This is a genomic window from Paenibacillus sp. FSL R10-2199 (assembly GCF_038000235.1).
Classification (GTDB): Bacteria; Bacillota; Bacilli; order Paenibacillales; family Paenibacillaceae; genus Paenibacillus_AQ; species Paenibacillus_AQ phytohabitans.
On sequence record NZ_JBBOBO010000001.1, the window covers coordinates 3,730,913 to 3,749,576 of the forward strand.

Below are 18,664 nucleotides of genomic sequence, written 5' to 3' on the forward strand. Positions count from 1 at the left end.
TATCCCTTTTTCTATCAGCTGCCATATATCCGCCCGTCATCGCCTGCTTCACTGATCCGTACCTCAATAAGCTTCATTGTGCTGACAGCCCTGACCGCATGCCGGTCTCCACGGGCTATAGTGAATATTCCGCCTGCCGATGCTGCGGCTGCGGCTCCGTTCACCGTGACCTCACCGTGACCCGATACAATCATCCATGTCTTGGCAGAATGCTTACAGTCCATTTCCGGGATGTCATGCTCCGGCAGCAGTCTTAATATCATCGTAAGTACAAGGCGGGTGCCATTTGCTGCCTGGTCCAGAAGGGTATAGCTGCCCCAGCCGGCCTCACCGTACCTCGGCTCCTGAACAGAATGCTCTTGCAGGATATCCTTGATCATGTTTGCTTCCTTCCTGGCTGCAACCAGGATGCCTTCGGGGCTCGCTATGGCGACTATGCCGGGTACACCGATTACATGCAGCGGAACCTTCAGCTCATTGACGATATGGGTATCCCGGCATTCCCCCCATAGGCCTCCTTCGCCAGTCAACGGGGAGTCCAGCCGGGCAGCCAGCGTATCCCAGCTTCCCAGATCAGACCATTCCCCCTTATGCCGTACAACGACTGCTTTGGTGCTGTGCTCCGCCACTTCCTTGTCGAAGCTGCGGACCGGAAGTCCGGCATATTGCGCAGCAAATGCCGCATGATCAGCGGGCAGCCCCATCCTCTGCAGATGCGACAGCAGGAAGCTTAGCCGAAACGCGAATACCCCGCAGTTCCATAAAGCATGCTCCTCTATCAGCTCCCGGGCTTTGGCGATATCCGGCTTCTCTGCAAAAGAGAGCACCTGAGCATACGCCTCCGTGCCCCCTTGTGCCGGGACAATATAGCCGTATTGATCCGATGGATGGGCAGGCTGGGTTCCAAGCAGGAGGAGCTCTGCCTGTGAGGATGCCAGAATATCCGGAAATTGAGGAAACAGCCGGAAGAAGTCTTCGTCCGCATACATATCAGCCGGAGCCACGCAGATGATGTCCTCCGGTCCAGCCTTTCCTGCGGAGTACAAATGCAGGGCACCATAGGCGGCTGCCGTAAATGTGCCGCGCTTGTGAGGCTCCCCGATTACTGGAAACTTGTTTCCGGTATAGCGGCGGGTAATGGCCATCTGCTCCTGATGCGCAACGAACAGCACGGATTCGTCAAGTCCCGCTTGACTGAGCTGCCGGCATACGCGTCCGATCATGGACTCCGTGCCCCCGTCAGGTGCAGGAAGCAGCGGCAGGAACATCTTGGAACGGAGGCTGCCGGAGAGGGGCCATAGCCGCATACCGGAGCCCCCGCTTAGAAGAATAGTATGCAAGGCGGTCTGCCTCCTTAAGGTTTGGGCGGAGTGGAATATCCCTTGCGCTGATGGAAGGACAGCGAACGGTACGTACGGGCATACTTCTGAAGCTGCGCTTTGCCCAGAGAGCCCGCCGGAGTCTTCAGAGCTTTATTGTTGGCGTTCCTGAGCAGCACAGCGGCGCTGTTCCTGCTGTACACATAGTTGGCATAGGTTTCGAATTCGGAGAAGCCGAACTGCTTCGTTTTGTCGATGGAGCGGAGAATGGCGGCATGCCAGGGCATCCCGTGCCGGGCTTCAATAGTTCTTTTGAGACTGGCCAGCTTCGCGGACTCGAACAGCATATAGTGTGTAACAAAAGACTTAGGGGAAGGAGCGGCGGCGCCGAGCAGCTTCCGGTAGGTGCGGAAATATTCCGGCTGGCTCCAGCTACGGCAATAAAAGATGCTTTTCCCGCCGGAACGGAAACGATGGGGGCGAATCAGCACCGTATCCGCATCAACCACCAGGAAAAATTTCTCGCGGCAAATATGATCCCCGTTCATCTTAAGCAGCTGCTGGTACAGCCAGCCGGAACGGTTCCAGCGGGAAGAGGAGTAGCGGATAGCTTTCTTGGTGAACGGCAGAACGGTGGTTTCATTGACAAAGACACAATTTTTGCGGGAGCACAGCCCTCTGATCTTGCTGCTGTTCGGCGAAACAATATAAATATGGCTGATAGGGTGGCGGACGTAGCGGCGGAGACTGTCGATCACATGGGGGAGGGTGGCAAGATCCTTTTCAATAGCCGGGATCAGAACATCGATTGGAGGGCCGTTTTTCGTTACATTTTCCGAAGTATCTGACATGGGTTCATCTCCGTACCTATATTGACACTTGAGCGTCTGCACTAGGGTATGCCTGCGGATTAACGGTTGACAGGGCAATGATCCTGCTGAAAGTTTATCTTCCCATAGGGGGCAGATGCTTTATTCAAATACGCCTTCTTCCGCATAGAATGCAGCGACTATGCAAATCAAGGGAGGATGGAGAGCTCCTTCCCGGACAGGAGAGTGCATGCGTGACAGCCAAGCAGGTTCAGTCAGGTCAGAGCAAATGGTACAAGACCCAATTGTTGCTTAAGAACCAAACCATTACCCCCTTCATCCCGGATACCCGGAGGTTTACCAGACGCAATCTGGAGCAGATGATTCACAGCTATGGAATGATTTATGTCAAGCCGGAACGGGGAACCTATGGCAATGGAGTGATCCGCGCTGAGCGGGGGGAACGGCAGGGGTATACGTACCAGTATGAGGAAACGCGGCGCCATTTCGATACGTTTGAAGCTTTTCATAAAAGTCTGGCGAAGAAGATCGGCAGAAGGAGCTATCTGGTTCAAAAAGGTATCCATCTGCTGAAGCAGGGCGGGCGCCGTTTCGACATCCGGGTGATGGTGCAGCTCAGCCCTAAGGGCGTCTGGGAGGCTACCGGGATCATTGGCAGGCTGGGGCATCCGCGCAAAATAGTAACCAATTACCACAGCGGCGGCAAACCGACCGCAGTGGAGCAGTTGCTCTCTACCCATCTGTCGGCCCACCAGCTCGCGCAGTTGAAGGGAGAACTGAACCGTCTGGGCACACGCATCGCGGTTCAAATGCAGAAGACCTATCCGCGCCACCGGCAATTCGGTGTAGACATCGGCCTTGACCGGACGCTCAAGCCATGGATTATTGAAGTGAACATGAATCCTGACCCGTATATCTTTAATCAGCTTAAGGATAAATCCATGTACCGCAGAGTAATGAGGTACCGGCGTTTTAGCCTGAAGCCATAGAGCACACAAAGAAGGCCTGCCAACGTGCAAGGCCTTTCTTTTATGATCATTTTTTTATAGGCTTACGCTTTGCCAGCAGGAGTCAATTAGACCGTCGATCTCCTCGTCCTTAAGGTCCAGATAATGGTTCAGTGCGCTTTTCACGACATAGACGATGGAGCCGTAATGCATCTGCACCATGAACTTGGGGTCCATAGCGGTAAACAGCTTCTGCTCAACGGCTTCGGCGTAGAGCTTCTCCAGCGGATGACACCAGCCGCCTTCATAGGCCGCTTGCTTGACTTCATCATAGATATAGGGCGAGAACGAATACTGTTCGATAAATTGAAAGCCCTGCGGATACTCCAGTGACAGGGTGATCAGATTCCTCCAGGCCCGCTCCAGACGGGTGCGCAGAGGTTCGTCGGTATATACGCCGTCAAGCACCTTATGCCCGTTAAAAGTAACGATACCCCTATACAGCTCATTGATGATTGCTTCTTTACTCTCAAAATAATGATAGATGCTTCCGGTAGAAATCCCGGATTTCCTGGCAATCAGCGACATGGAAGTCGCCTGAAGCTCCTTCTCAATAATCAGACCCAGCGTCGTTTCCAGGACGGCCTGCTGAACCTTATTATAATTGTCGAACATAAACCCGCCTCCAATCGAACATTCATTCTAATGTAAGGCAAGAGGTTCCGGCTTGTCAAGGCACGCAGGGGGCGGCATTACGGCTGCGTTTTAGCGGTTATTCTGCGCCATGGTCTCCAGATACTCTTCAATCGGCACGGAATTACGCAGCGCCATCAAGCTGTTCCCTGTATCGCCGATCACCGTCCGGAATTTGCTGCTTACCCCGGTGGCCAGGTCTGCTATCGCATCTACAATTACTTGCGGGTCATCCAGCTGGCTGTTGTCGCGGTTTCCCATAAGCGCACTCAGTTTATCCATCATCTCATCGTACACTGTAATCTTCTCATCTCTGTTCCAGATGATATTATCCGTGAAGTTATTGCCGGAAGAACCGCCTTGCTCGATCAGCCTCAGCTCAATATTCAGCGGCTTCAGCTCGTAGTACAACCCTTCGGTTAATCCTTCCAGCGCGAACTTGGACATGTTGTAGAGAGAGCCGAGCGGCACCGCAGTAGTCACACCCATGAAGGAGCTGATGTTGATGAACATCCCGCCGCCATTGGCCCGGAAGTGAGGCAGGAAGCGGCGGATCACATTGATCGGTCCCCGGGTATTGACAGCGAATTGCCAATCGATATCCTTCTCAGCCGCCAGCTCCAGCGGTCCATAGGTGCCCATTCCTGCGTTGTTAACAACAACATCTATCTTGCCAAAAGCGTCTATAGCCGCATCCACAGCCAAACTCACCTGGTCCGGATTTGTAACATCCAGTTTGAACAGCCTGATATTGTCGTACTGGCGCAGCTCCTGCCCGTTCTCCGGTGTACGCATAGTGGCCGCCACATTCCAGCCCATTTTGGCGAAATGAATCGCCGTTAGCTTTCCGAGTCCCGAACTGGTACCTGTGATGAAAATCGTTTGAGCTGCTCTGTTAGTAGACATGAATATTCCCTCCTATTATTAGATCGAACGATCATTCTAATGCGTGATAAAAAAATATACCATCCATTAGAATGATCATTCTAGGGACATTATTATCCTTTCGGCGGGGATTGTCAAGGATGAAGATACTTGCTGGTTAGATTCCGTTTAAACTCAGTTTACATTCCCTAAGTACATTAGGTCTGCAGCAGGGATCAAGGCTATGCCGAAAGGAGGAGAGGCTTAGGTCTGCTTCGGTATCCAGTTAGCTAAAAGATATCCAGATAATTAGAAGATGTCCAGATAGTTAGAACATTGACAGTTAGGATTCTATCTACTATGCTTGCTATATTACTTAGAATTCTATCTAATTGACAAGGGGACATGAAGATGACCGAACCTATTTTGCATACACCGTATTCAGATTTGATCCGTGAGATTGGCTTGAAGCTTAAGAGCTCTGCCGATGCCCGGCTGAACGAGCTGGGACTGAATTCCGCGCAAGGCCGGATGATCGGATATATCTATGAGAATCAGGACAAAGGCGTGATCCAGAAGGATCTGGCGGAGCAGTTCAAGCGGCGCGGGGCCAGCATCACCAGCATGCTCCAGGGCCTGGAGAAAAAAGGCTACATTGCCCGCGTCACCCATGAGAAGGATGAGCGTCAGAAGAAGCTGACCGTATTGGAGAAGGGAGTTATCCTGGTCGAGGAGTTCAACCTTATGTTCTCGGATGTTGAAGCCGGTATTACCCGGCAGCTCAGCAAAGAGGAGGCATCAACCCTATTGTCGCTGCTGTCCAAAGTTAATCAAAGCTTGTAATGGAATGAATTGGATTATGAAAGTATACGTTTGGAGGAATGAATATGAACAAGGAAGTATCCAACCAATATTACCTGGAATCCGCTCCAATGAAAAAGGCGATATTCCATTTGTCGGTTCCCATGATGATCGGCATGTCAGTCGGAACGGTCTACAATGTGATCAACGCGTATTTCATCGGCCTGCTGCATAATACGGGGATGCTGACGGCGATCACGCTGGGCTTGCCGATTTTTACCGTCCTGATGGCCTTCGGCAATGTGTTCGGAGTGGGGGGCGGAACCTTCGTCACCCGGCTGGCCGGGGAGAAGAATACGGAGAAGGGAAAGCGGATCGCCGGATATACCTTCTATGCAAGCATCATCGCCGGGATCGTTATCGCCCTGCTGGCGCTGCTGGCGATTAATCCGCTCACCCGCCTGCTCGGTGCGGATGCGGCAACCTTCGATTACACGAAGACCTATGCCCTGACGATGTTCGCCGGCGGTTTCGCGATTGTGCTTAACTTTGCACTCGAACAATTGGTCCGTGCGGAGGGGGCGTCGAAGGAGTCCATGTACGGGATCTTCATCAGCACGGCGCTCAGCCTGATTTTTGACCCGCTGTTTATCTTGATTCTGGGCTGGCATGTAGCCGGAGCGGCGCTGGCCATGTGCCTCGCTAACCTTGGTTCGGCACTCTATTATCTCTATTATCTGGAGAAACGGAGTCAGAATCTCAGGGGGTTCCTGAAGCATTTCAGAATATCCCTGCAGGATAAGCTGGAGATTTATAAAGTCGGCATCACTGAACTGCTGCAATGCGCTTTTTTGATTGTGACAACACTGCTGCTTAATAACTATTCCATCCAGTATGGTGATAATGTGGTAGCCGGGTTCGGGGTAGCGCTGAGAATTGTGCAGATTCCCGAGTTCCTGTCGATGGGACTGTTCCTGGGCCTGATCCCGCTCTTCGCCTTTAACTATGCCAGCAGGAACAGAGCCAGACTTACCTCAAGTATTAAGTATGCTTTTGGCTATATCGCCAGCATTGCGGTGGTATTTGTCAGTCTGGTCTATGTGTTCCGGGGACCTATCCTGCATTTGTTCTCCAATGATAACTCGGTGATCAGCATGGGGATTTACATTCTGGCAGCCATGCTCATCTCCGCGCTGTTCAATGGTTTCACCGGTCTGTTCATGAGCATTTTCCAGGCTACAGGCCAAGGCGCACAGGCGGGGATTATGGCAGTTACGCAAGGCGTGCTCTATATCCCGGTGATTATCGTACTGCATCATTTCTTCGGCCTGCATGGCGTGATCTGGTCCATGACCGTTACCGAGGTGACGACAAGCCTCCTGGGCGTGATTCTGTTCATCGGCTTCAACCGGAAGCTGGGGAGATTGGGTAGTGTAGACGATCCGGAGGGGGCTGCTCCGGTGGCGTCGGTGTGACGCCCTGAAGCAATGATGCCTTGAAGACCTGAAGCCCTAAGTAAATTACTTAGATTTCTTTAAAAACCTTGAATCTATATAGGGTAAACTTAGAATCTGAATTGCTGCATGTACGAAACCTTGCTCTGCAGGAGGTTCGTACATCGGCTGGTCAACATTCTTAAGTTTAGCTTATATCCAAGGTTTTTTGGCGTTTAGGAAATTATGCAATGTATTCATGGGACCCCCGAAGTAGGCTTGGAGAGGGAATGAGGGGCAAAAGTGCCCCTGATTCCGGTGGAAGTAAGCCTGTAGAGGTAAATGAGGGGTAAAAGTTCTCCTGGTTCCGGTGGAAGTGGGCTTGGAGAGGTAAATGAGGGGCAAAAGTGCCCCTGATTCCGGTGGAAGTGGCCTGTAGGGGGAAATGAGGGGCAAAAGTGCCCCTCATTCCGGTGGAAGTGGGCGTGGAGTGGGAAATGAGGGGCAGAAGTGCCCCTGGTTCCGGTGGAATTGGGCCTGGAGGGGAAATGAGGGGCAAAAAGTGCCCTGATTCCGGTGGAATTGGGCCTGGAGGGGAAATGAGGGGCAAAAAGTGCCCTGATTCCGGTGGAGGTGGGCCTGGAGTGGGAATTGAGGGGCAAAAGTGCCCCTGGTTCCGGTGGAAGTGGGGCGCAGATGAAAAATATAGGGAAAAATCCCACTAATTACGCCGAAAGTAGGCAGAATGAGGGGAATAGAGGGATAAATCCCATTAAATACACCAAAAGTAGGCGGGACGAGTGAAATTAGAGGGAAAAATCCCTTTAATTCTGCTGCAAATGGGCTAGTGAGTGGAACGAAGGGGGACAACGTCTCTCAATACGCCTCATCATCGCCTGCACCTATAACACTCCGTCCGCACTCACCTCCCAACTCGCCCCCGCCCGCACCCCGCCAGTCACCGGCACCCACCGCCCCCGCCCGCACCCCGCCAGTCACCGGCACCCACCGCCCCCGCCCGCACCCCGCCAGTTACCGGCACCCAGCGCCCCCGCCCGCACCCCGCCAGTTACCGGCACCCAGCGCCCCCGCCCGCACCCCGCCAGTCACCGGCACCCCCCGCCCCTGCCCGAACTACCGCCAGTCACCTGCACCCACCGCCCCCGCCCGCACCCCGCCAGTTACCGGCATCATACTTCACCCTGGTTACTTGCCGCCCGCATCCGCCCGCCCAACTCCTGCATAGCTAAATCCCGCTGCTTTATAGTAAAATGAGATAAATTTAATCACAGAGGAGTTACTGTATGCTGGACGTGAATGAAATTCAGGCGCGGATTCCCCACCGTTATCCGTTTCTGCTGGTAGACCGGATCACCGAGCTTGAAGAAGGCAAGCGGGCGGTCGGGATTAAGAATGTGAGTATAAACGAACCATTCTTCCAGGGGCATTTCCCCGGATATCCGGTGATGCCGGGTGTATTGATCGTAGAGGCATTGGCCCAGGTAGGCGGTATAGCCATGTCCAAGCAGGAAGAGGGCGGAAGCACCATCGGACTGCTCACGGGAATCGACAATTGCCGGTTTAAGCGTCAAGTGAAGCCGGGAGATCGGCTGCGCCTTGAATTTGAGGTCACCCGCGTCAAAGGGATGATTGTAAAAGGAACCGGGACCGCCACTGTAGACGGTGAGCGGGTGTGCGAGGCAGAGATTATGTTTGCCTTCAGCGGGCAATAACTAGCGGAAAAGGTGGCTGGAGAAAGATCATGAGAAAAAGTGTTGTGTTTAAAACGGTTTCATGCTATTTTATAAACTATAAAAACGTTTTTATTGCAGAGGAACAATGATATGGGAAAGATAACAATCAAAGACGTGGCCAGAGAAGCAGGCGTCTCCATCTCCACGGTCTCCAACGCCTTGAATGACGTGGATGTACTCAACCCGGAGACCAAATCCCATGTGCTGAAGGTAGCGCAGCGCCTGAATTATGTTCCGAACCTGAACGGTAAGCTGCTGAAGTCCGGTACGACCAAGATGCTGGGGTTCTTCACCACAAGTGTGTCAGGTCCATACTTTTACAAGCTGGTAGAATCCATGGCCCGTCAATGCGACCGCCTGGGTTATGGCCTGAATGTATTTGTCACCAAGGACAAACAGGTGGTCATGAGCAATATTCTCGGACGGCGCGTGGATGGTGTCATTATCTACGAGGAGCTGGGCATCGACGAGAAGGATATTGCCGCGATGAAGAAAGACAAGATTAAGGCGGTATTTCTGGACCGGGTGCTGGAGGACGAGGGGATGGGGAGCATCATTTTTGATTCTTTTGAATCAGGCTATGAGGCTACCAAGTATTTAATCGGCCTGGGGCATAAGAAAATTGCCTATATCTCCGGCGTAGATACGATGTTCGACAGCGTACAGCGGCGGGAGGGTTATCTGGCAGCGCTCCGCCAATATCAGCTTCCGGTGGATGATGATTATATTCTTCAGGGTTATTTTGAGGAAGACAGTACCTATAATGCCGTGAAGTCCTTTATCCGCGTGCATCCCGAGAAATTGCCTGACGCCTTCCTGGCCGGTAATGATATCAGTGCGATCGGCTGTATCCAGGCGCTTAAGAGCTACGGGTATGAGGTGCCGGAGGATGTCAGCGTAATGGGCTTCGATGATATTGATATCGCTCCATACTACTCGCCGCCGCTCACGACAGTGAGGAATCAGATCGCAAGGCAGGGCATGCTGGCTATTGACCATCTGGTGCGCATGATTCAAGAGAAAGAGCAAGGCGCCGTACAGAAATTGCAGGGTGAACTGGTAGTAAGAGGCTCAAGCCATGTAAAGATGGACCGGAATGACCGCCCTTAGAGAGCAGGAGTGGTCGTTTCCAGATATAAGCATCCATATGTTTTCACACGATTAGGTTTCCTTCTGTTTCTACTTCATTGTTATATAAAAATATGCACAGCAGGGGGGCTTTTTTTTGCACGGAAATAAAAACGTTTTTATTGATTTGAACATCTGATTTCTTGATTTGGAGGGGAGAAGAACGTGAATAAAACAGCTGTAGTACCGCCAACTTCAATGCCGCCGAACGCCAAGAAGCCTATGGGGCATCGGATCAAAGAGTTTGTAATCGATTACAAAAGGCAGTGGGAGATTCAATCCATGATTCTGCCGGGCATTATTTTTATGATTATTTTTTGCTACATACCGATTTACGGTCTGACAATTGCCTTCAAGAACTACACGGTCATAGACACACTATCTTCCGCACCCTGGGTGGGGCTGGATAACTTCAAGATTATTCTGTCTGACGAATACTTCTGGGATGCAGTCGTGAACACGCTGGGCATCAGCTTCCTGAAGCTTGGGATCGGGTTTATCATTCCGATTATTCTCGCCATTATGATTTACGAGCTGAATATGGGGCGCTTCAAAAAATTCGTCCAGACCATCTCCTACCTGCCGCATTTCCTGTCATGGATCGTTCTCGGCGGGATGCTGATCACCTGGTTCTCTACTTCCGGCTTGTTCAATGAGCTGCTGCTGAATCTGGGACTGATCTCGAAGCCGTCCAACATTCTGCTGGATTCCGGCAAGTACTGGTGGATTGCCACGTTGTCCGATATCTGGAAAGAAGCCGGTTGGGGCACAATTCTGTACCTGGCCATTATGTCAAAAATCGATCCGACCTACTACGAGGCGGCCAAAATAGATGGAGCCAGCCGGCTCCGGCAAATCTGGAATATCACGCTTCCGAACATGAAGTCGATTATCAGCCTGAATCTGATTCTGACTGTAAGCGGTTTACTCGGTTCTAATCTGGATCAGACGCTGGTCCTCATGAACTCCCAGAACCGGGCCAGAGCGGAGGTCATCAATTCGTATGTATACCGTATGGGGATGACGCAAGGTGACTTCTCGTATGCGACCGCCGTTGGTTTGGGTGTCTCCATCGTTTCAGTGATCCTGCTGGTTACGGCCAACAAAATCACCAGTAAGTTAAATGATAATCAATCCGTGTTATAAAGGGAGGCATGTGCTGTGAACCGAAAGGTGGTTAAAGAAGATATCGACAGCCGGATCTTTGACGCGGTCAATATGGTTCTGCTGATAATCTTCATGGTTATTATTCTCGTTCCCTTATGGAACGTCATTATTTCATCCTTGAGCTCAGGCAAGGCGCTTGCCGAGGGCGGGTTTATTTTCTGGTCCAAGGAGTTCTCCCTGGAGAATTACCGCGCGGTATTCAATGACAGTAGTATCGGGCAGTCCTTCCTGGTCTCCATCTCCAAAACCTTTGTCGGGGTCTTCACCCATGTATTCTTTTGCGCCATGATCGGCTATGGTCTCAGCAAAAGATACATCCGCGGCCGCAAGTTGTATGTGGCGATGGGCGTCATTACGATGTTTTTCTCCGGCGGGATGATTCCGACTTACCTGCTCATTAAATCGCTCGGACTCCTGAACAGCTTCTGGGTGTACATCATCCCCGCATTATTCAGCTATTACGACGTTGTCATTCTGATGAACTTTTTCCGGAATGTCCCGGATTCGCTGGAAGAATCGGCCAAGATTGACGGCGCAGGCGACTGGCATATTTTCCTCAAAATCTTCATTCCGCTCTCCATGCCCGCTATGGCGACAATCGCCCTGTTCAACGGGGTGGGGCAATGGAACGACTTCATGACAACGAAGCTATATATCACCAATCAGGCCCTTTATCCGCTGCAGATGAAGCTGTATGAGATTATCGTGCAGTCACAGACCCAGTCGATGCAGAACATCGGGGGCTCAGCCGTGATTGAAACCACCACCAAAGGGGTTCAGCTAGCAACAATTGTCATTACTACCCTGCCTATTGTTGCGATGTATCCAGTTCTTCAAAGGTACTTTATCTCCGGCATGATGATGGGGGCGGTCAAAGAGTAGAGAAGAAGAGGGGGCGTATTTTTCAAAAGAAATCGGTTTCTACATCATATTATAGGAGGTTTATCAATGATTAAAATGAATAAAGTCCTGGGAAATAAGGGTGTTAAGCTCGCTCTGCTGCTGATGGCGGCAATGCTGGTGGTGGCAGGCTGCAGCTCAAACGGCGGTTCGAAGAAGGGCAGCGATGTCTCAATAGAAGACCGCTACACGGTGGACCCGGAAACTCCGGCCTGGCAGCTGGATAAGAAATCGGAGACTACGGAATTGACCTGGTATGTCAACGCGGACTGGTGGAATACGGACTTCGGCAAGGATGTGGTGACCAAGAAGATCAAAGAGGATCTGAACATCGACATCAAGTTCATTACGGGGGACGACACCAAGCTGAATACATTCTTCGCGGGCGGCGATATGCCGGATCTGCTGACGATCTTCGACTCGAACTCACCAGTAGTACAGAAAGCTGCTACCTGGGCGCTCCCGCTGAATGATCTGGCCGAGAAATATGATCCTTACTTCAACAAGGTCGCTGCGGCCGACACGCTGAACTGGTTCCAACTGAAAGACGGCAAAACCTATGGCTATCCTAACTATTCCAATACACAGGCTGATTATGACAGCGGTAACATTCCGGCCAAAACGGCTTTTGTTATCCGCAAGGATGTCTATGAAGCACTGGGCAGCCCCTCCTTCGGGACCCCGGAAGAATTCAAGAATGTCATGAATCAGATCAAAACACAGTTCCCTGACATGATTCCCTTCGGTTTCAACTCCATTGGGGAAGGCACCGGCTCACTAGGGGATGTGCTGCAGGATTTCATCGGCGTGCCGCTGGAAACCGAAGACGGCAAGTTCTACAACCGCAATCTGGATGAGGATTACCTGACCTGGCTGCGGACGCTGAATGCCGTATACAGAGACGGGGCGATCAGTGACGACAGCTTCGCCGATGACGGTACAGGCTTTGAGGAAAAAGTGAAATCCGGTAAATATGCCACGATGCTGCTCGACGGTACTCCACAGCAGGGCGGGAATCTGCAGATCTTCATGAGTGCTAATCCGGGAAAAGAGTACATTGCCATCGATGGTCCGCAGAGCACAGTGGGACATCAGCCGACCCTCAATCAGTCCGGGATTACCGGCTGGATGATCAGCTACATCACCAAGGACTGCAAGGACCCGGCCAAAGCGATTCAAATCTTCACGTACCTGCTTAGCGAAGAAGGCCAGAAGCTGATGAACTATGGTATTGAAGGCGAGACCTACAAGGCAAATAGCGACGGTACGGTAGAACTGCTGCCGGAAGTGAAGGATCTGCAGCTGAATAATGCGGATAAGTTCAAGAAGGATTACCGGATGGGCGAATTCATGTTCTTCGGGCATGACCGCCACAAAGCGCTGAGCAAGGATGCCTTCCCTGAATCGATCAAGCAAATGCAGGAATGGGGCCACGGCAAGCTGAAACCGCATTTCATCCTGGAGAACATCAATCCCGATCAGGGTACAGCCGAAGCACGCGGCCTGACGGCGATTAACACCACCTGGAATACAACAATGGTAAGTATGATCCGTGCCAAGGATGATGCAGCCTTTGACAGTACCTTGGCTGATTATAAAGCCTTCCTGGACAAAAACAGCTGGGATAAGATCGTAGAAATCCGCAGCGGGAAGATGCAAGCCAACAAGGAAAAGCTGGGCATTAAATAAGCAAGGCACAGGAAGGGGCCCGCTTTGGGCCCTTTTGCATAAAAAGATGGAGGGATAACACATGCGGGAAATTATCATGTATCAGTCTAACGGAGAAGACGAGCTGTTTGTGGAGCAGTCAGTTGCACAACTGCCGCAAATTTCTGCTGATACGGTTACTGCCACAGTTGAGATAGATGCCAGTCATACGTATCAGGAGATGGATGGGTTCGGGGCCTCCTTCACGGACTCGGCCGCTTATCTGATTCATCAGGTGCTTGACGAGGAGCAAAGAACGGAAGTAATGAGCAAGCTGTTCCACCCGCAGGACGGGATAGGATTGTCCTTCCTGCGGAATCCGATGGGGGCATCGGATTATGCCAGAACGGTCTACAGTTATAATGATCTGCCTGAGAACGAGACAGATCCCGGATTGTCCGGGTTCTCCATAGCCCATGATGAAGCGGATATTATTCCTTTATTGCAGCAGGCGTTGAAGCTGAATCCGGAAATCAAGCTGATGGCTTCACCCTGGAGCGCACCGGGCTGGATGAAGACCAGCGGGTCGATGATTACCGGTCAGCTGAAGCCGGAGCACTATCAGGTGTATGCGGACTATTTCGTCTGCTATATTCAGGACTTCGCGGCTCATGGTCTGCCTACCTATGCCGTCACTGCGCAGAATGAGCCGCTCTATGAACCGCAGCATTATCCGGGCATGCTTATGCTGCCGGAGGAGCAGCTGGAGTTCATCCGCGACTATCTGAAGCCAAGCTTCAGGAAGAATGGAATTGAAGCCAAAATCCTCTGCTACGATCACAACTGGGACCGGCCGGATTATCCGCTGACCGTTCTTGAGCAGGCCGAAGCGGAAGTGGATGGTGTAGCCTGGCACTGGTATGGCGGTGCACCGGCTGCGCAGTCAGAAGTGCTGGCGGCTTATCCCGGCAAAGAAGTACACTTCACCGAAGGCTCGGGCGGGGAATGGATTCCGCCGTTTGAGCAGGCGTTCTCCAATGTGATGCGCACGGGAATTGAGATTTTGCGGAATCACAGCAAGTCGTTCGTGCTGTGGAATATGGCGCTGGATGAACAGAATGGTCCAACCGTTCCCGGCTTCGGCAAGAGTACCTGCCGCGGAGTAGTGACGGTCAACCAGCAGACAAGGGAGCTTACATATACCCTGGATTATTACGCGCTGGCGCATTTCAGCAAAGTCATCCGGCCCAAGGCGCTGCGCCTTGCTTCTGCCGCTAGCAATGAGCAAGTACGCTCCGTTGCCTTCCGCAACAGTGACGGATCGTTTGCGGCGGTTTTGTTCAACGATGGGGATACGCAAGAGAATGTAGCTGTGAAGCTGCAAGGGGATGAGGTACTGACCTTCCCCATGGCGCCTAAAAGTGCTGTATCATTGAAGGTGGACGGCAGTAGGGAGTAGCAGGCTCCCGACAAGTTCAGCCAGATCAGCTTGTGTCCAGTCACGTTATTTATTTACAAATAAAAGGAATCGAATAGATTAAATGAACAAGGCGTTCCGCAAAGCCATGAACTGGCTGCCGGGACGCTTCTTTTTTGCCGGAAATGTAAAAAATATCAATCTTCATCAAAAGGTCACAAATATACTTCACTTTTTATCTGCCAAATACAGTTATATAGAGTAGAAAGGAGAGGACGCAAGTGGATGAAGGTGAATGGGTTCGTCGCATCCAGGAGGGGGAGACCAGGTATCTGACGCCGCTGATTGAGCGGTATTACGCCGGAATACAGAAGTACTGTTATTACCGGCTCCGCAGTGAGGAAGAGTCCAAGGATCTGACCCAGGAGACCTTTTACCGGTTCTGCAGGCATATCGCAAGGTATTCGAATAGCGGGAAATGCCGTGCTTACTTATATACGATTGCCCGGAACTTATGTAATGACCAACTGCGGAAGAGAGTGCAGTTTCCCTCCATGGAGTTTGATGAAGCTGTCACCGGGGAAGCTGTCTGGCAGGGCCTTTCTATAGAGGAACAGGTGGAGAAGGGGCAGCTGGTCGATGAACTGCTTCACTTGCTTCCGGAGGAGCAGCGGGAGCCGGTATTTATGCGTTTTTGCCTGGATTTGACCTTCCGCGATATCGCCCGTATTACGGGAGTGAATGTATGTATGGTACAGTACCGTGTTAAGCGCGGGCTGAACAGTTTAAGGAGTCATTTGGAGAGGAGTGATTATGTTGAACAAGCATCAGCAGTCCATCATCGGAATCCTGCAGAACTCCCCCTCGTTCCCCGTTGAGCGGAAGCGGCTGGAGGAAACCATCGGGGGAGCTGAGACAGAGCTAAGACAGGCGCTGGGCGGACGGAGAACAAGTTTAGCAGATTTCTATAAGCTGCAGCTCCGCTTCATCAGCCGGAAGGTATGGGCGGCGCAGCTGCTGATTGTTATGGGAATGGCATTCTTACTGCACAACTCTATGCAAGGGCAGAGGGCAAATATACAGCTTATGATGCTGGCCTCTCTGGCTGCACCTTTACTTGTAATCACAGGGATACAGACCATGACCCGGTCATTAAGCCGCTCTATGCTGGAGGTTGAACTCAGTACCTATCATCTGCTTGATAAGCTGACAGCTGTCCGGATGAGCCTGCTGGGAATGGCCGATCTGCTTGGATTAACGCTGCTTGGGGCCTTACTGGGTACATGGACAGATGCCGGAGTCCTGGAGATGGTCCTATACTTGCTGATTCCCTTTAATCTGGCTTGCTTTGGCTGTCTGTGGCTGCTAAACCGGGTGCGCACACCAAACTGCGGTTACTATTGCCTCTTATATTGCTGCCTGCTGGTGTTGCTACAGCTCATTGTTTCGTTTAATCCCCCGCTCCTGCTGCTCAATTCATCAGCTGCAGGAAGAGGTCTGGTGTTACTGCTGCTCTCGGCAGCAGGATTGGTCTATGAAGGGTACGGTATACGCAAGACCTGCCGGAGTCTGGAAACGGCCGCACAAGGAGGAGTATAGGATGCTGGAGCTGACTTTGAACCAGGTACATAAACATTTTGCCGCGAAGCATGCCGTAAACGGAGTTTCAATCAAGCTTAACAGCGGTGTATATGGTCTGCTGGGAGCAAACGGGGCGGGCAAAACAACGCTGATGCGGATGATATCAGGCATTCTGATACCAACCTCAGGGAGTATTCAAATGAATGGCCGGGACATTAGCCGGATGGGCGAACGATACCGCGATATGCTCGGCTATTTGCCGCAGGACTTTGGGTATTACCCGGATTTCAGCGCACAGGAATTTCTCTGGTACATAGGGACATTGAAAGGCTTGAGTCTGCCGGCGGCAAAAGGAAAAACAAGGGAGCTTCTGCAGCTGGTTGCTCTGTCAGAGGTTGCGCGCAAGAAAATCCGTACCTTCTCCGGAGGAATGAAGCAGCGGCTCGGCATTGCCCAGGCACTGCTTAATGACCCCTGCGTTCTTGTGCTGGATGAGCCGACAGCAGGACTTGACCCCAAGGAACGGGTACGCTTCCGTAATCTCCTAGCCGATCTGGGCAAGGAGAAAATCATTATTCTTTCGACGCACATTGTTGCGGATGTAGAATACATAGCGGATCAGATTCTGGTGATGAAGCAGGGAAGCCTGCTGATGACAGGTACGGTGCAGCAGCTGACAGCTGCGGCTGAGGGCTGTGTATGGTCATGCCGAATTCCGGCCCGGGAGGTTGAAGAATGGAATGCCCGCTACTGCATCAGCAATCTGCGGCATGAAGGGGAGTGGGCAGAGCTGCGTATAGTGTCTCAGGAGAGGCCGGGGGATCAAGCAGTAGCTGTTGTGCCTACGCTGGAGGACTTCTATCTGTATCATTTTCAAGATGATTTGACTGTTGCAGCTGGTGCAGGCATACGGGAGGTGCAGTGAATGGATATATTAACCCGGTTTGAGTTGCGGAAGATTATGCGGAAGAAATCATTTTATGCAGGAGTCGCGATCATAGCGGCTGTGGCAATCTTAATGTCGGTTATACTGGTGAACAATGCGCAGATCACAGGCCGGGACGGCAATTTCTTGAATGGGGTTCGCGCGATCCGGCTAGAAAGAGAGTATGAACGACAGCTCGCGGGTCCATTAACCACAGACAAGCTGGAACAAACGATAATCCGGCATCAGCGCCTGCTGCAAGATCCTGATAATCTGGATGGGAAAGGGGAGCTGACCGTTAGTGCCTTTGCTAAGAATGAGGTCCAGTATGAACAGCTATATTCTTTAATTTCCCGGGCGTTCTCTCCTTTGAATGAATACGATTATTATATCCGCGATAAATTGCAACCTGGTGACGCCGCTGCCTTTTATCAGAAACGCATGGAGAGGGTACACGAATATTTGAATGCAGAGCATCCCGAGGGCAATTATTCGGCACAGGAGAAGGCCTTCTTTATCCGCATGAATGAACGTATCCCGGTTCCTTTTGAGATGAACTACGTCACAGGCTGGGCCAATGTGTTTGAGAACCTGCAGTTTATTTTTCTGTTCACTGCCTTTGTCATCGCAGTATGTCTGGCCCCTGTCTTCGCCGGGGAATATCAGAGCGGAGCCGATGCGCTCCTTCTATCCTCCCGTTATGGGCGCAGCAGGCTTATAGCCGCGAAACTGAGGGCAAGCCTGATTGTTTCAGTAATGCTGCTTATCTTTGGCCTGGGCCTCTATACGTTCCTGCTGCTTGGCATATGCGGTTTTGAGGGCGGAACCGCCAGTGTGCAGATGATTCAGTTTAGAGCCCCGGTTCCCTATACCGTCCTGCAAACTTATATGTGGGCAGTCCTGATCGGCAGTCTTGCGTGTCTGCTGGTTGGCGGGATAACCCTGTGGATGTCCAGCCGTATGCGAAGTCCCTTCCCTGTGATCATTGCCGCCGGGATGCTGCTGTTCGTCCCCATGGCTATTCCGGCAAGTGAGAGCAGCCGGCTGTTCAATCATCTAATGGCATTATTGCCAAGCAATATGTTTGACAGCTTCCGGAAAATAACGGATTACGAGGTTATTCATATTTTTGGTCAATTGATTCCGGAGTATAAGGTTATACCTGGGTTTGCCGTTATCGTTATAGCTCTGCTGCTGCCATTTACGTACCGGGCCTTCAAAAACCATCAGGTTGCCTGAAAGTAAGCTGGTTTGAGCT

The 18,664-nt window shown here is 51.7% G+C and carries 18 protein-coding genes; 13 read left to right on the forward strand and 5 right to left on the reverse strand.

Going from position 1 to position 18,664, the window contains the following annotated elements; all coding sequences use genetic code 11:
- Positions 1 to 14 precede the first annotated feature (14 nt).
- Positions 15 to 1,340 carry a sugar phosphate nucleotidyltransferase gene (locus NYE33_RS15920; RefSeq protein WP_341066593.1) on the reverse strand — a complete coding sequence of 442 codons (1,326 nt, stop codon included), beginning with the start codon at positions 1,338 to 1,340 and terminating at the stop codon, positions 15 to 17.
- A 14-nt stretch (positions 1,341 to 1,354) separates the two neighbouring features.
- The gene (locus NYE33_RS15925; protein ID WP_340943947.1) at positions 1,355 to 2,170 is read right to left on the reverse strand and encodes a DUF6492 family protein; all 816 of its coding nucleotides are present in this window, start codon (positions 2,168 to 2,170) and stop codon (positions 1,355 to 1,357) included.
- Positions 2,171 to 2,382: 212 nt separating this feature from the next.
- On the opposite strand from NYE33_RS15925, the gene NYE33_RS15930 reads away from it, so the two are divergent.
- Entirely contained in the window at positions 2,383 to 3,138 is a 756-nt protein-coding gene (locus tag NYE33_RS15930; RefSeq protein ID WP_171718135.1) for a YheC/YheD family protein, read from the forward strand.
- A gap of 54 nt (positions 3,139 to 3,192) precedes the next feature.
- Here the strand turns inward: NYE33_RS15930 and NYE33_RS15935 are convergent, their stop codons facing one another.
- Together NYE33_RS15935 and NYE33_RS15940 are read right to left on the reverse strand one after the other, a co-directional pair.
- Complete coding sequence (locus NYE33_RS15935) at positions 3,193 to 3,771, reverse strand: TetR/AcrR family transcriptional regulator (RefSeq protein ID WP_042138858.1); 579 nt, start codon at positions 3,769 to 3,771, stop codon at positions 3,193 to 3,195.
- 90 nt (positions 3,772 to 3,861) lie between these two features.
- Positions 3,862 to 4,695 carry an SDR family oxidoreductase gene (locus tag NYE33_RS15940; protein WP_341066596.1) on the reverse strand — a complete coding sequence of 278 codons (834 nt, stop codon included), beginning with the start codon at positions 4,693 to 4,695 and terminating at the stop codon, positions 3,862 to 3,864.
- 369 nt (positions 4,696 to 5,064) lie between these two features.
- Here NYE33_RS15940 and NYE33_RS15945 point away from each other — a divergent pair, with 369 nt between their 5' ends.
- Both NYE33_RS15945 and NYE33_RS15950 read left to right on the forward strand, forming a co-directional pair.
- The gene (locus tag NYE33_RS15945; protein ID WP_197074262.1) at positions 5,065 to 5,496 is read left to right on the forward strand and encodes a MarR family winged helix-turn-helix transcriptional regulator; all 432 of its coding nucleotides are present in this window, start codon (positions 5,065 to 5,067) and stop codon (positions 5,494 to 5,496) included.
- Positions 5,497 to 5,540: 44 nt separating this feature from the next.
- Entirely contained in the window at positions 5,541 to 6,929 is a 1,389-nt protein-coding gene (locus NYE33_RS15950) for an MATE family efflux transporter (RefSeq protein ID WP_341066599.1), read from the forward strand.
- Positions 6,930 to 7,763: 834 nt separating this feature from the next.
- Here NYE33_RS15950 and NYE33_RS15955 read toward each other — a convergent pair.
- A complete protein-coding gene (locus NYE33_RS15955) occupies positions 7,764 to 7,892 on the reverse strand; it encodes a hypothetical protein (RefSeq protein WP_341066600.1) in 129 nt (42 codons plus the stop codon).
- A 299-nt stretch (positions 7,893 to 8,191) separates the two neighbouring features.
- Between NYE33_RS15955 and fabZ the strand changes: the two genes are divergently transcribed.
- The 10 genes from fabZ to NYE33_RS16005 all read left to right on the forward strand — a co-directional run bounded on the left by fabZ (position 8,192) and on the right by NYE33_RS16005 (position 18,645).
- Entirely contained in the window at positions 8,192 to 8,620 is a 429-nt protein-coding gene (fabZ, locus tag NYE33_RS15960) for a 3-hydroxyacyl-ACP dehydratase FabZ (protein ID WP_336102066.1), read from the forward strand.
- A 111-nt stretch (positions 8,621 to 8,731) separates the two neighbouring features.
- Positions 8,732 to 9,751, forward strand: coding sequence for a LacI family DNA-binding transcriptional regulator (locus NYE33_RS15965; protein WP_039310015.1), 1,020 nt, complete (start codon positions 8,732 to 8,734; stop codon positions 9,749 to 9,751).
- 183 nt (positions 9,752 to 9,934) lie between these two features.
- Positions 9,935 to 10,915, forward strand: a complete 981-nt coding sequence (locus NYE33_RS15970; protein ID WP_341066603.1) for an ABC transporter permease — start codon at positions 9,935 to 9,937, stop codon at positions 10,913 to 10,915.
- A gap of 15 nt (positions 10,916 to 10,930) precedes the next feature.
- The gene (locus tag NYE33_RS15975) at positions 10,931 to 11,818 is read left to right on the forward strand and encodes a carbohydrate ABC transporter permease (protein WP_039310017.1); all 888 of its coding nucleotides are present in this window, start codon (positions 10,931 to 10,933) and stop codon (positions 11,816 to 11,818) included.
- 66 nt (positions 11,819 to 11,884) lie between these two features.
- Entirely contained in the window at positions 11,885 to 13,525 is a 1,641-nt protein-coding gene (locus NYE33_RS15980; protein ID WP_336102067.1) for a sugar ABC transporter substrate-binding protein, read from the forward strand.
- 61 nt (positions 13,526 to 13,586) lie between these two features.
- Entirely contained in the window at positions 13,587 to 14,942 is a 1,356-nt protein-coding gene (locus NYE33_RS15985) for a glycoside hydrolase family 30 protein (RefSeq protein WP_039310022.1), read from the forward strand.
- 239 nt (positions 14,943 to 15,181) lie between these two features.
- On the forward strand, positions 15,182 to 15,778 hold the full coding sequence (locus tag NYE33_RS15990) for an RNA polymerase sigma factor (protein WP_042138850.1): 597 nt from the start codon (positions 15,182 to 15,184) through the stop codon (positions 15,776 to 15,778).
- Positions 15,714 to 16,499: a hypothetical protein gene (locus NYE33_RS15995; protein ID WP_341066604.1), complete on the forward strand. Its 786-nt coding sequence runs from the start codon at positions 15,714 to 15,716 to the stop codon at positions 16,497 to 16,499. The genes NYE33_RS15990 and NYE33_RS15995 overlap by 65 nt, the downstream gene beginning before the upstream one ends.
- A gap of 1 nt (position 16,500) precedes the next feature.
- Positions 16,501 to 17,406 carry an ABC transporter ATP-binding protein gene (locus tag NYE33_RS16000; RefSeq protein WP_341066606.1) on the forward strand — a complete coding sequence of 302 codons (906 nt, stop codon included), beginning with the start codon at positions 16,501 to 16,503 and terminating at the stop codon, positions 17,404 to 17,406.
- Entirely contained in the window at positions 17,407 to 18,645 is a 1,239-nt protein-coding gene (locus NYE33_RS16005; RefSeq protein ID WP_341066609.1) for an ABC transporter permease, read from the forward strand.
- Positions 18,646 to 18,664: the final 19 nt, after the last annotated feature.

Coding starts and splice junctions, on each gene's coding strand:
- NYE33_RS15925 (WP_340943947.1), bottom strand. CDS start 2,170: ATGTCAGATACTTCGGAAAATGTAACGAAAAACGGCCCTCCAATCGAT.
- NYE33_RS15935 (WP_042138858.1), bottom strand. CDS start 3,771: ATGTTCGACAATTATAATAAGGTTCAGCAGGCCGTCCTGGAAACGACG.
- NYE33_RS15940 (WP_341066596.1), bottom strand. CDS start 4,695: ATGTCTACTAACAGAGCAGCTCAAACGATTTTCATCACAGGTACCAGT.
- NYE33_RS15945 (WP_197074262.1), top strand. CDS start 5,065: ATGACCGAACCTATTTTGCATACACCGTATTCAGATTTGATCCGTGAG.
- NYE33_RS15950 (WP_341066599.1), top strand. CDS start 5,541: ATGAACAAGGAAGTATCCAACCAATATTACCTGGAATCCGCTCCAATG.
- fabZ (WP_336102066.1), top strand. CDS start 8,192: ATGCTGGACGTGAATGAAATTCAGGCGCGGATTCCCCACCGTTATCCG.
- NYE33_RS15965 (WP_039310015.1), top strand. CDS start 8,732: ATGGGAAAGATAACAATCAAAGACGTGGCCAGAGAAGCAGGCGTCTCC.
- NYE33_RS15980 (WP_336102067.1), top strand. CDS start 11,885: ATGATTAAAATGAATAAAGTCCTGGGAAATAAGGGTGTTAAGCTCGCT.
- NYE33_RS15985 (WP_039310022.1), top strand. CDS start 13,587: ATGCGGGAAATTATCATGTATCAGTCTAACGGAGAAGACGAGCTGTTT.
- NYE33_RS15995 (WP_341066604.1), top strand. CDS start 15,714: ATGTTGAACAAGCATCAGCAGTCCATCATCGGAATCCTGCAGAACTCC.
- NYE33_RS16000 (WP_341066606.1), top strand. CDS start 16,501: ATGCTGGAGCTGACTTTGAACCAGGTACATAAACATTTTGCCGCGAAG.
- NYE33_RS16005 (WP_341066609.1), top strand. CDS start 17,407: ATGGATATATTAACCCGGTTTGAGTTGCGGAAGATTATGCGGAAGAAA.